Source organism: Ideonella sp. B508-1 (assembly GCF_000333615.1).
Lineage (GTDB): Bacteria > Pseudomonadota > Gammaproteobacteria > Burkholderiales > Burkholderiaceae_C > Ideonella.
Genome location: NZ_BADL01000626.1, coordinates 1 through 11,903 on the forward strand (window position 1 = coordinate 1; position 11,903 = coordinate 11,903).

Here is an 11,903-nt window from a genome sequence, read left to right on the forward strand (position 1 = left end):
AAGAGGCATCAAAATGGTTGACCTCATTGACTCCACAATGCCTGCGGCGCTATCACGAGAAAATAAGCCCTCTCAAAACACCTGATCAGCACGCCAACGAAGTTCTTCAGCTGTACCGCGAAGTTCAATCCAGCGCAAAATCAGCATGACCCCCGCCAGGTACCTCAGGGTAGTTTCCGCAATATTCGCCATTCGCAATAAGATCCTGAATTCCATCGCAAAAATCATCTGCAGAAGAACCATAACAGTTGACTATCGAGGATTGCGCATTTACTTCCCTCGAGAAATAAACATAGGAAATAATTTCTCCGCCGGGCGAGGTCTGTGGCTTGAATCCGTCAACGGCAAAGGGCGCATAGAAATAGGGAACAATGTGAACTTCTCGGACGATGTGCACATCGGCAGCGCAAACTTTATCGCGATCGGTTCTGGCGTTTTGATGGGCAGTGGAGTTTTGGTGTCCGATCACTCTCATGGAGCCCCCAATACCGCAGGCGGCAACGGGTGGGAACTCCCACCCAATCAGAGAGAAATTATCTCAAAAGGCAAGATTGAGATAAAGGATAATGTATGGCTTGGGAATGGTGTCTGCGTGCTGGCCAACGTCAGCATCGGAGAGGGCGCCATCGTTGGAGCCAATTCTGTCGTACTGAGCGACATTCCACCTAGGACAATATGGGCCGGAATACCCGCCCATCAAATCTGGCCCAAGCCTATTCAATAAATACACATCATGAGAAACTGCATCGTCACCATCGTATCTGCAAACTATTTGGCATACGCCAGAACACTCGCGGAATCGTTAAGGGAACATGCCCCGGAAAGCGAGTTCCGGTTGCTTGTGGTGGACCGACCCACAGAGGAAATCAAGCGAGCCGTCACAAGGAGCGGCATCCAAGCTCAGTATGCACAAGACTTAGGGATACCCGATTTCGAGCATCTCGCTTTTAAATATCAACTGGTTGAATTCAACACAGCGCTGAAGCCGACATTTCTCAAGTCAATCTTTAGCGAAGGTTTCGACTCAGTTATTTATCTAGACCCAGATATTAAGGTTTTCTCTGCATTGTCACCGGTATTGAACGCATTGAGTTCATCGGACATTGTACTGACCCCACACTCAACTCGCCCCGTGCTGGATGGACTGCGGCCATCGGATATTGACTACATGAGAACGGGAGCATACAACCTAGGTTTTATTGCTTTACGCCGCAGCAGTAATACTGATGAGATGCTGGATTGGTGGGAATCCCGATGCCTTTCTTTTGGCTTCAATGATGTCCCCTTTGGGACTTTTGTCGATCAAAAGTGGATCGATTTAGTCCCAGCATTCTTTGATAAGGTTTGTATCCTAAAGCATCCCGGCTGCAATATTGCTTACTGGAACTTGCACGAAAGAACACTCTCACAGGGCAAAGACGCAATTCTCGTTAACGACCAGCCTCTCTGTTTCTTCCATTTTAGCGGGGTAAAGGCGAGCAAGCCCGATGTACTCTCTAGGCATCAAACTCGGCACTCGATTGAACGAGGATCCATTTTGGAAGCACTGGTGTCCAATTACTGCAAGGATCTGCTCCGACTTGAACACGAATCCTTCTCAAAAATAGAATACACCTATGGAAGGTTCGACGATGGGACTCCCATCTCGGTGCTCGCGCGCCGCGCCGCGACTTTCTCAAAAGAGGCCGAAGAAAGCCCCTTCTCACAGCGTGCAGATTTCTTTAAAAAGTTAGCCAAAGCCGGAATTATCAAGAAAAACCAAACTGCATCAGCGGAATCCAACACATTGAACTTTAACCAATTTGACTCCAGGGTGAAGATGGTTAACTCGATGATACGCTGGGCTGCGAAATTGATCACCCCAGAGAGAACCTTCACCCTCTTTAGGTATTTCTCCCTGGTTGGCAGAGAAGCCAATCTCTCAAGAGTCATTCTGGACGAGCCATTTGAGTTTGAACAAACTCCAACCAGCAATCGTCCGCTTCTCATTCATAACAGAAATAGACCAACCAACCAGTAAAGCAAGCATATCGGCGGGCGCAATGAAAATGGAAAAAGCCAGAAACTTGCACTACAGTAAGGTATATTTATGCGCCCTATTTATAGTACTTTATGCTTCCACACTGATTGACGAACCAAACATACTGGTTGGGACATTTCGCCTAAAGATTGCTTACGCCACCTTCCCGATCCTTGCCTTACTATTGGCACCAATCAATCCAAGATTACCAAAGGCAGCAATAGTTTATTCACTGGTTTTTTTGTCAGCCTTGATGCCTTCAATGGCATTTACACACAACAGAGCAGGCAGCATCGCTTTTTTGGTTGGCGCGATAATAACCATTGGCATAACACTGTACTTTTCATATTTATCGAGCCAACTCGGAACAGAGCGAGTCACTAAACTATTCATCTACTTTTATAGATTTTCCATCATAGTCGCAGCACTACTATTCATCACCGGAATTCACGAGCGCGCGCGATTTACACTGTACGAGCCATCTTATTTCGCCATAGCCTTGATTCCATATATATCCATTACACTAATAAGGATATATTCAAAGCGAGATTTTCCAGCAGTCGATACAGCCATGGTGCTGACCGCATTGATCACCACGTCGTCTGCATCTTTATTTATCTGGATTTTGCTCTGCTTGGCTTTGGTTTGGTGGAGGAAAAGTCAAGCAAAATTGAAAACGGGACTGATTTCATTCGGAATCGCCCTGCTCAGCCTCAGTTTATTGGTTAATTTCAATGACAGAGCCAAGGCGGCCTACAACATTGTGGCCAATGGCGGAGAGGCGCTCGCCTTGGCCATCAACGTCGGAGGAAATCGACTTCAAAGAATACTTGTCACGCTCGATGTGACACAGAAATTTCCTCTCGTGGGCGTCGGGATGAATGCGATGACATCCTACGCCGCACAGTATCTCGACAACTCAGACTATGAGCTGGATGGAATGTCTGCTTCAGACTTTGACTTGAACGAAGTTTCAAAGGCTGTGAACACCTACCTGGACATTGCATCAGAGACGGGCTTGATCGGCCTCTGCGGCTATCTTTGTTTCCTGCTCTACATATATAGAAGGAAGGGGCACTCTTTAGAATTCGAGGCGTTCCATATCGCATTCGTTGCGACGAGCATCGCGCTCATGGCCGAGTCGAGCTATTTACGAGCTTATGTCTGGTCGCTATACGGGGTAATTGTGGGCCTCTCCTCTTACGAGAATTCAAGATTCACCGATACCCCAGCAAAAGATAGCGTACCACTAGGCACTTAATTCAGCGGAATGCGCATTTTATTTATCAAACTCGGCGCCATCGGAGACGTGACCCAGGCAGCAGCAGCCGTGCTGCATTTCCGCGCTCGACACCCCGGCGCTGAAATCACCTGGGTGGTGGGCAAGGCCATCGCGCCCCTGCTGAACCGGTTCGGCGTGGCAGACCATGTCCACGCGCTGGATGAGTCTGAGATTCTTTCCGGCTCGCTGCCCTCCCGCCTGCGCGCGCTGGCTCGCCACGCGCTGGCGTTGCGGGGCTTGTCTCCCCGTTTCGACCTGGTCGTCACAGCCTATGGCGATTGGCGCTATCGTCTGCTCACGGGTCTCGTGCGGGCAAGCCGCTTCCGGCATTACGACCGGCGAGCCATTCGCCGTCCCTCTCCCCTGCAACATCGCAACCGGGTGTTCGAGTACATCCGATTGCTTGAAGACGAAGGCGAGCGACACGCGGACATCAGCGCGCTCATGCAGGCGCTGGGCGAGCGCTTTCTCGCACATCGTTCGGCCGACCTGCCTCCGATGGCCACTGTCCCGAAGCACGTGGTTCTGGCCCCAGGGGGCGCGCGCAACTTGCTGCGTTCGGATGCCTTGCGTCGATGGCCCTTGCACCATTACGTGAAGCTGGCAGAGGCGCTCGTGGAGGCCGGTGTTCCCATCACACTGGCCGGTGGACCTGCGGATGACTGGGTGTGCCCGGCATTTGCGCATTTGCCGGTGCGCAATCTGGTCGGACAGACCGATTTGACGGGCATGGTGGAATTGCTGAGCCAGGCTACGGTGGTCGTCACCCATGACAGCGGCCCGCTGCATCTGGCCACCATCACCCGCGCCGGTTTGGTCGCCCTGTTCGGTCCGACACCGGCCAATGCCTGCATCCCGCTTGGTCGACCCAAGACGATCGTGCACGAGCCCGGGAACAGGGTCTGCTGCAGCCCTTGCTACGACGGGCGAGACTACGCCGATTGCCAGCAAGCACTGTGCATGGAGGCATCCACGGTGGAGGCTGTCACGCAGTCTGTGCTCGCCTTGCTGAGCACTCCAGCCGCAGCGGCCACCGAAGCCTCATGACCCAGCCCAGCCCGCATAGCCAAGTGGCCTCTGCCCCTCGCTCCGACGGCTCAAGCGAGCGCGGCAGTGGACTGATGCGCCGGCTCGACCGCTGGGTCGGCATTCCACTGTGTTTTCTCCTAGGCCTGTTCTGCAGCCGCCGCCAGCAGGCGCCCGCGCAGCCTCAGCGCATTGGGGTTCTGATCTTCGGCGCCATCGGCGATGCGCTGCTGGCCTCAGCCATCTTGGCGGGACAAAAGCAGCGGCATCCGAAAGCCAAGGTTTATCTCATCCTGTCTGACAGCAACAAGGGGGTCGCGCAACTGTTGAAGTCGTTCGACGACCATCTGGTCATTCCGGTCAGCCGCCCGTGGCAAGCCGTCCGGCGGCTCAGGGCACTGCAGCTGGACGTGCTGATCGACACCACCCAATGGGCCCGCATCTCGGCTGTGGTGTCATTCTTCTCAGGCGCAAGCTTGACGGTGGGTTTCTCAACGCCAGGCCAGTATCGCGCCGCGCCCTACGGCAAAGTAGTGGCCCACTCGAACGCACGGCACGAACTGGAGAACTTCCAGGCCCTGTGCGAAGCCGCGGATGGCGCCATCGCGCAGCCGGCTCTGGCCCCCCCTCCCCCATTCGACCCCGAGCAACATGGATTGCACGAGCCCTTCGTCGTGCTGCACCCCTGGGCGGCCGGCACGCGCTGCGAGTTGCGGGAATGGCCAGACACCCACTGGCAGGCCCTGGCGCAGCAACTGAAGCAGGCCGGCTACAAGCTGTGCATCACAGGTGCCAGAAGCGACATGGCCGCCGCTGCGCGACTGCAGGCGCTCCTGCCAGACGGGCCGGGCACCGTCTCGCTGGCAGGCCAGTTGACGCTGCCGGCGCTGGCAGGTTGCCTCCAGATGGCCGCCGCGGTGGTGTCGGTCAACACAGGGGTCATGCACCTGGCCGCATTGCTGGGTTGCCGGGTCGTTTCGTTGAACGGCCCCACCAACGCTGTCCGCTGGGGCGGGGTGGGACCGCGCAGCTACAATCTTGACGTCCCGCCATCCGAGGGCGGCGCTTTCCTGAATCTGGGCTTCGAATACCCCAAAGGGTGTGAGTCGATCATGCACAAGATCTCGCCGGAGAGCGTCGTCCGGCAGCTTGCGGCGGCCGGACTGAACGTCGCGCCCACCGCCGTGTCAGCGAATCAGACAACTCAACGGTAACTCGACAGCATGGATTCACTTTTCCTCAGGAACATCGCCGACCATCTTTCAGTGATGGAGCAGATCAAAGCGCTCGATTCGGCGGTGCAGTCGGCCGTCGACCAGATCGCTCAATCCATGCGCGGCGGTGGCAAGGTCATGTTCTGCGGGAACGGCGGTTCCGCAGCCGACTCCCAGCATCTGGCAGCCGAGTTCACCGGACGTTTCATCGAAGACCGTCGGCCGCTGGCCGCACTGGCGCTGTCGACGGACACCTCTGCCCTCACCTGCATTGGCAACGACTACAGTTTTGACGACGTGTTCTCCAGGCAGGTGATCGGCCTGGGCCGACCGGGCGATTGTCTGGTGGGTATCTCGACATCGGGCAACTCGCGCAACGTGCTCAAGGCCGTGGAGGCCGCCCGCGCCATGGGGATCACCTGCATTGGGCTGCTGGGGCGGGATGGCGGAGCACTGCGGCAATGCTGCGATCTGTCCATCGTCGTGCCATCCAAGGTCACAGCACGCATTCAGGAAGCCCACATCCTGATCGGCCACACGCTGTGCGGCGGGGTGGAGATCGCCCTCGGTCTGGCTGCCTGAACGTGGCTTCAAGTTCCCACGCACACGACGAAGTCATGTCATTCAATCCTGATCTCGACCGCCTGACGCGCGGCAAGGTTCTCGTCGTCGGCGACGTCATGCTGGACAGCTACTGGCATGGCCCGACCTCCCGCATTTCGCCGGAAGCGCCGGTTCCGGTGGTGCGCATTGACCACGAGGACATGCGACTGGGCGGTGCCGCCAACGTGTCGCGCAATGTGACGGCATTGGGCGCCCGCAGCGGCTTGATTGCCCCGGTAGGTCGAGACGCAACCGCCGACCGCATGGGCGAATTGCTGCGCGCAGCCGGCATTGACAACCATCTGGTCGCACTGGATGGTTACAAGACCACCACCAAGCTGCGCATCATCTCGCGCAACCAGCAACTCATCCGCATCGACTTCGAGGTTCCTTTGGCGGCCGAGGAGGCCACCCACATCGGAACGCGCTTTGCCGATCAGGTCGAGCGACACGATGTGGTGGTGCTGTCGGACTACGCCAAAGGCGCGCTGGCTTCGTCGCCAGAGTTGATCGCGACGGCCCGCCGGCACGACAAGCCCGTGGTGATCGACCCCAAGGGCAGCGATTTCACGAAGTACCGGGGCGCCACGGTGCTGACGCCCAATCTGTCGGAGTTCGAGGCCATCGTCGGGCACTGCACATCCGAGGAAGAGATCGTCGCCAAGGGTGAACGGCTGCGCGAGTCGCTGGGGCTGGCGGCACTGCTGGTCACCCGCAGTGAACGCGGCATGACGCTGCTGACAGCACACGGCACGCCGGTTCACATGCCCACGCGTGCCCGCGAGGTTTTCGATGTCACGGGTGCAGGGGACACGGTGGTCGCCACGCTGGCCGCGGCACTCGCCAGCAACTGCACGATGCTGGATGCCGTTCACCTGGCCAACACAGCCGCCGGCATCGTCGTCGGCAAGTTTGGCACGGCAACGGCCAGTGCAGCAGAGCTGCAGGACGCCTTGCGTGCCGAGCAACCCTTGCCCAATTTGCCGCCGCGTGGCGCCATCGCCCGCGCAGATCTGGGTGGACTGCTGGCCCTGCTGCGCAGCCACGGCGAGCGCGTGGTCATGACCAATGGCTGCTTCGACATCCTTCACCCCGGCCATGTCGCCTATCTGGAAGAAGCCAAAGCCCTGGGCCATCGGCTCATCGTGGCGGTCAATGCCGACGAATCGGTGCGTCGCCTGAAGGGCCCCAGCAGGCCCATCAACACGCTGGCAAGCCGCATGAAGATGCTGGCAGCTTTGGCCTGCGTAGACTGGGTGGTGGCGTTTTCAGAAGACACGCCTGCACAGCTCTATCAAGAAGCGACGCCTGACGTGCTCGTCAAGGGCGGGGACTACACCCCGGAGCAGGTGGCAGGCGCAGATGCCGTATTGGCGCGCGGCGGCGAAGTGAGAATTCTCAAGTTCCTCGACGGCCATTCGACTTCTGCCATCGTCACCAAGATTTTGCAGGGTTGAAGCCCGATGGCCTGATGGCCTTGCGCGCGCGCCGGGACTGCTCAACTCAGGTGCCGAAGAGCCGATGACAATCATCGGCCTTCGGCAAGTCCCTCATGCACACGCGAGCTTTTGCCGCAGGAACACTCACATGAATGCACAGCGGTTTTGGATCCTGGCGGCCCTGCTCATCGCAGCAGGAGATGCGTCAGCTTACATCGACCCCAACACCGGTGGGTTTCTTTACCAATTATTTCTACCCGTCATTCTTTCCATCGCGGTCTTGAGGCGACATATCCAGGCCCTTCTCAAGGAGTTCCTGCAGAAGATCCGAAATTTTTTCCGGCGGAAATGAAATGCCTGCTGCCGACCCGCCGACCAAGACCGCCTGGCATCGCTGGCCCAGCCTGAGCATTGCCCACGCATGCCTTTGCATTGCGTTTCCGCTGGAAGCGCTACCGAATATCCGTTCGCTGCTGATGACGGCCACTTGGCCCAAGGGTGCCGTCATCCTGGCTGAACTGGGTTTGCTCTTCGGCATCCTGGCATTGCTGTTGATGGCGGTCAGTGCTGTACTGTCGCTTGCTTTGAGTGCCATCCCATCCAAGGCGGCGCAGCGCATCGGACTGATGCTTCCCCGGTTGATCAGCCGCATCGTGATTGGACTGGCCCTTGTTCAAGCACTCAAGATGTGGCTCTACGACTTGGGCTTCAAGAAGTGGCTGCATGAATGGCTGGGGAAGGACTCGGTCAATTCACTGCTTGGCCATGCCAACCCGGCGGCTGTCGCGGCGGTCCTCGTTCTGACCATCCTGATGGTGGCCGAGTGGCGGCGCAGCAAGAAGGACGGTGCTGACGCGAATGCATGCGCGGCGGCGCTCCCGCGCGGCATGCAGATTCAACTGGGGGTGATGACCATCGCCCTGGTGGCATGCTGGGCCATCCTGCGCCCTCTGCATCCGCCTGAAGACAACCGTCCGCCTCGCCAGGAGTCGGCCCCCTCCGCCGCGCGCTCTGGCCACCCTGATGTCGTTCTGATCACGATCGACACCTTCTCGGCTCGCCACGCCTCGCTCTACGGCTATCCACGAGACACCACCCCCAGCCTCGTCCAGTTGGCCCAGGGTGCGGACACCTTCACCCACTTCTTCTCGAATTCGAACTTCACGACCGTGAGCGTGGCTTCCATCCTGAGCGGCCAACGCCCCTGGCGTCACCGGACCTTTCAGTTGCTGGCCAATCAGCCGGAGGCCAGCGCACAGCGCTCCATGTTGGCGGCCTTTCATGCGGCGGGCTACAGGACCCTGGCCGTATCGTCCAATCCGTGGGCATCGCCAGAGCATCAGACCCAGCGCCCCTATGTGGATGTGTCTCAGGCCGTCCCCAGTTGGGAGGGCGCGTGCCATTGGGACCTCAACACCTGGCTGGAGAACTGGATTGCGCCACAGACACGGGAAATCGTGAATGCCGACTCATTCTGGAAACTGGCCAAGACCCGCCTCATCGCGCAAGGTATTCGGTCGGGTCAGTGCCCGGTGTCGGGCCACCCTGCTCCCGGCGCCGGCTTCGAAATCGCCCGAAAGCTCCTGGACGAGACGCCTGCCAGTCAGGCCAGTTTCCTCTGGGTTCATCTGAGCCCCCCCCATGACCCCTACGCGGCACCGCCCCCCTTCGTGGGGCTCTTTGATCCGCGGCCCACAGCCCGCACGATGGCCGATTCGTCGCCTGTCTATCACTATCTGACGGCTGCTGACGCCGCCCGGCAAAAGGACCGCCTGGAAGGGCGGTACGACGAAGCGATCCGATTCATCGATCACCATGTCGGTGAGTTCCTCCAGTGGCTCAAGGACAGCGGTCGGTTCGACAACAGCATCATCGTCATCACCGCGGACCATGGTGAGAGCTTCAACCATGACTATGGCGGGCACGGAGGACCGGAACTTCTGGATGAAATCATCCGGATCCCTCTGGTGATCAAGAAGCCCCAACAGCGCAACGCGAGCGTCATTGACACGAACGGAGAGCAGGCCGATCTGCTCCCCACCCTGGCAACCCTGGCGGGTATTTCGCGTCCAGCCAGCCAGCGTCAGGAAGATGAAGGTCAGGACCTCTACCAACGCCAGCCGGATGCCCCTGTTTTCACGATGAACTTCGAGCAGCAGCGGGCTGACGGCCCTTGGACCACAGGCGACGTCGCCATGATTCTGGGCGATTGGAAGTATGTTGCTGCAATCGGTGCCGCCAGTCCGGCGACGCCGCAGCTTCAGCGTGAACGGCTGTTCAGAATCGACGAGGACCCCAACGACCTGAACGATCTGGCCGCCTCGGCCCCTGCACAGCTGGCCACCATGCGTGCGGCCACTCAGGACCAGTTGAAGCGGCACAATGCCCACCCCTGAAGAAGCACAGGCGGGGCCACAGCGCATGGGGCCATTGGCGCCAGCACTGGTGCAGTGGTTGCGCAGACACCCAGGCCAGCCATTGCGCCCGCGGCGCGCCATGCTCTGGTACCGCTGGAGCCAATGGTTCTTCAATTACCAGCTGAAGATGCAACGGGGGCTGCTGAAGCCCCAGCCACTCCAAATCGACCCGGCCTTTGTGCTGGGCCCGTGGAGATCAGGCACCACCTACCTCCACGAACTGCTCTCGGCCAGCTCGGCATTCACCTGCCCACGCACCTGGCAATGCATGGCCCCGGCCAGCTTCGGCATCACGGGTGCCCCCCGGATCAATCGATCTCAATCGCGTCCGATGGACAGCTTCGTCGTCAGTGCAGACAGTCCCCAGGAAGACGAACTTGCCCTGCTTCAACTGGGTCTCCCCAGTCTGTACCGAGCTTGGCTGGACCCTTCTCGAATCGGCGAGCTGTCCGGCCTGCTTGACAGCGAGTCCGAGGCTCTCGATTGGGCCGCCTATCAACCATGGCTGGACTTTCTCGGGCAGGTCGCAGCGCTGGATGGGGCGGGCAGCAAGCAACTGCTGCTCAAGTCACCGAACCACACCTTCCGCGCCGTCGCCTTGCTCAATCGGTTTCAGCGCAGCCCTTGCGTCTGGATCCACCGTTCACCCGAGCAGATTCTTCGGTCCAATCAGCGCATGTGGCACGCCATGTGCCGGCATTACGGCTTGGCCCTGCTCAGGGACGCCGATCTGGACCAGTTTCTCTTGAAGGCGCTTCAGCGAAGCGCTGACGTCCTGAACCGACTGAGCAGCACGCTGCCCAGAGACCGTTTCGTGGTCTTGGAACTGAGGGCACTGCGCCAGTCCCCCGTGGAATGCACCCGCGCCATCATGCAGCGCTGGGGGCGTGAATGGACGCCCGCCGCCGAACAAGCGGTTTCACTCGTCGCCCAATGCCACGTTGCACGGCAAGGGCAATCAGACACCGAGGTGAGCGACATCACCTGGGCGGACACCGCCATGGAAGCGCTGCGCAATGCGCAGCAAAGAAGTTTACTCAGCCACGGGCTGGAGCGTCCGCCATCCTGAATTCGGAGACGAGTCTGCTCAAGGTCTGGCGCACCGTGTCATCCCGCCACGCCGTTGGCTGCTGAAAAACCAGCAGATCTTCCTGCAGCCAAGCCATGGTGCGGTCCGACGCCTCGGAGAGCTTGGCGAGCCGCAAACGCGGAATGCGCGTGGGCATGGTCGCATCCGCATCTGCCAACAACTCCTCGAACAGCTTCTCCCCCGGCCTCAAGCCGGTGAAGACGATCGGGATCTCCTGCTCGGTCTTGCCTGCCAATCGGATCATGGTCCTGGCCAGGTCGACGATCTTCACCGGCTCGCCCATGTCCAGCACCAGCACCTGGCCGCTCTCACCAATGGCCGCGGCCTGCAGCACCAGGCGAGCCGCCTCCGGGATGGTCATGAAGTAGCGGATGATCTCCGGGTGGGTCACGGTGATCGGCCCGCCGCGGGCGATCTGTTCCTTGAACTTCGGAATCACGCTGCCACTGCTACCCAGCACATTGCCGAAGCGCACGGCCATGAAGCGGGTGCCATGGTGTTCAGCCGCCATGGCCGAGATGACCAGCTCCGCGGCCCGTTTGGTGGCCCCCATCACGTTGGTGGGGTTCACCGCCTTGTCGGTGCTGATCAGTACGAAGCGCTCGGCCCCCGCCTCGGCGGCGGCCAGCGCGGCGTGGTAGGTGCCCAGGGTGTTGTTGCGCAGCGCGGCCCAGGCGTTGTCCACCTCCATCAGCGGCACATGCTTGTAGGCCGCCGCGTGGAAGACCACCTGCGGCTGCGTGCGCTGGAAGATGGCGCGCAGGCCCTCCAGGTCCTTCACGTCGCCGATGAGCTTGACCACCTCCAGCTGG

11 protein-coding genes are annotated in these 11,903 nt (G+C 59.2%); 10 read left to right on the plus strand and 1 reads right to left on the minus strand.

The genetic code is table 11. The features are described from left to right. Window positions 1-145: 145 nt before the first annotated feature. The 10 genes from I73_RS32025 (at window position 146) to I73_RS31200 (ending at window position 11,070) form a co-directional block, all read left to right on the plus strand. The gene (locus I73_RS32025) at window positions 146-724 is read left to right on the plus strand and encodes a hypothetical protein (protein WP_083877093.1); all 579 of its coding nucleotides are present in this window, start codon (window positions 146-148) and stop codon (window positions 722-724) included. Between the two features lie 9 nt (window positions 725-733). Then, entirely contained in the window at window positions 734-2,020 is a 1,287-nt protein-coding gene (locus tag I73_RS32930) for a group 1 glycosyl transferase (RefSeq protein WP_148289919.1), read from the plus strand. Further along, window positions 1,953-3,281: an O-antigen ligase gene (locus I73_RS32030; RefSeq protein WP_148289920.1), complete on the plus strand. Its 1,329-nt coding sequence runs from the start codon at window positions 1,953-1,955 to the stop codon at window positions 3,279-3,281. The genes I73_RS32930 and I73_RS32030 overlap by 68 nt, the downstream gene beginning before the upstream one ends. A gap of 9 nt (window positions 3,282-3,290) precedes the next feature. Continuing rightward, on the plus strand, window positions 3,291-4,349 hold the full coding sequence (locus I73_RS30530; protein WP_022983114.1) for a glycosyltransferase family 9 protein: 1,059 nt from the start codon (window positions 3,291-3,293) through the stop codon (window positions 4,347-4,349). Window positions 4,350-4,423: 74 nt separating this feature from the next. Next, window positions 4,424-5,542, plus strand: a complete 1,119-nt coding sequence (locus I73_RS24920) for a glycosyltransferase family 9 protein (protein ID WP_022983115.1) — start codon at window positions 4,424-4,426, stop codon at window positions 5,540-5,542. A 9-nt stretch (window positions 5,543-5,551) separates the two neighbouring features. Further along, the gene (locus I73_RS24925) at window positions 5,552-6,124 is read left to right on the plus strand and encodes an SIS domain-containing protein (protein ID WP_022983116.1); all 573 of its coding nucleotides are present in this window, start codon (window positions 5,552-5,554) and stop codon (window positions 6,122-6,124) included. Between the two features lie 35 nt (window positions 6,125-6,159). Next, window positions 6,160-7,602: a bifunctional D-glycero-beta-D-manno-heptose-7-phosphate kinase/D-glycero-beta-D-manno-heptose 1-phosphate adenylyltransferase HldE gene (gene hldE, locus I73_RS24930; RefSeq protein WP_022983117.1), complete on the plus strand. Its 1,443-nt coding sequence runs from the start codon at window positions 6,160-6,162 to the stop codon at window positions 7,600-7,602. Window positions 7,603-7,732: 130 nt separating this feature from the next. Continuing rightward, a complete protein-coding gene (locus I73_RS24935) occupies window positions 7,733-7,936 on the plus strand; it encodes a hypothetical protein (RefSeq protein WP_022983118.1) in 204 nt (67 codons plus the stop codon). Window position 7,937: 1 nt separating this feature from the next. Continuing rightward, complete coding sequence (locus tag I73_RS24940; RefSeq protein WP_040501548.1) at window positions 7,938-9,980, plus strand: sulfatase-like hydrolase/transferase; 2,043 nt, start codon at window positions 7,938-7,940, stop codon at window positions 9,978-9,980. After that, window positions 9,967-11,070, plus strand: coding sequence for a sulfotransferase (locus tag I73_RS31200; protein ID WP_083877099.1), 1,104 nt, complete (start codon window positions 9,967-9,969; stop codon window positions 11,068-11,070). The genes I73_RS24940 and I73_RS31200 overlap by 14 nt, the downstream gene beginning before the upstream one ends. Here the strand turns inward: I73_RS31200 and I73_RS30540 are convergent. Further along, a partial coding sequence (locus tag I73_RS30540) for a polysaccharide biosynthesis protein (RefSeq protein ID WP_022983121.1) occupies window positions 11,039-11,903 on the minus strand: 865 nt, incomplete at its 5' end. The two genes, I73_RS31200 and I73_RS30540, sit on opposite strands and share 32 nt — an antisense overlap.

Coding starts and splice junctions, on each gene's coding strand:
- I73_RS32930 (WP_148289919.1), top strand. CDS start 734: ATGAGAAACTGCATCGTCACCATCGTATCTGCAAACTATTTGGCATAC.
- I73_RS24925 (WP_022983116.1), top strand. CDS start 5,552: ATGGATTCACTTTTCCTCAGGAACATCGCCGACCATCTTTCAGTGATG.
- I73_RS24920 (WP_022983115.1), top strand. CDS start 4,424: ATGCGCCGGCTCGACCGCTGGGTCGGCATTCCACTGTGTTTTCTCCTA.
- hldE (WP_022983117.1), top strand. CDS start 6,160: ATGTCATTCAATCCTGATCTCGACCGCCTGACGCGCGGCAAGGTTCTC.
- I73_RS30530 (WP_022983114.1), top strand. CDS start 3,291: ATGCGCATTTTATTTATCAAACTCGGCGCCATCGGAGACGTGACCCAG.
- I73_RS24940 (WP_040501548.1), top strand. CDS start 7,938: ATGCCTGCTGCCGACCCGCCGACCAAGACCGCCTGGCATCGCTGGCCC.
- I73_RS32025 (WP_083877093.1), top strand. CDS start 146: ATGACCCCCGCCAGGTACCTCAGGGTAGTTTCCGCAATATTCGCCATT.
- I73_RS31200 (WP_083877099.1), top strand. CDS start 9,967: ATGCCCACCCCTGAAGAAGCACAGGCGGGGCCACAGCGCATGGGGCCA.
- I73_RS24935 (WP_022983118.1), top strand. CDS start 7,733: ATGAATGCACAGCGGTTTTGGATCCTGGCGGCCCTGCTCATCGCAGCA.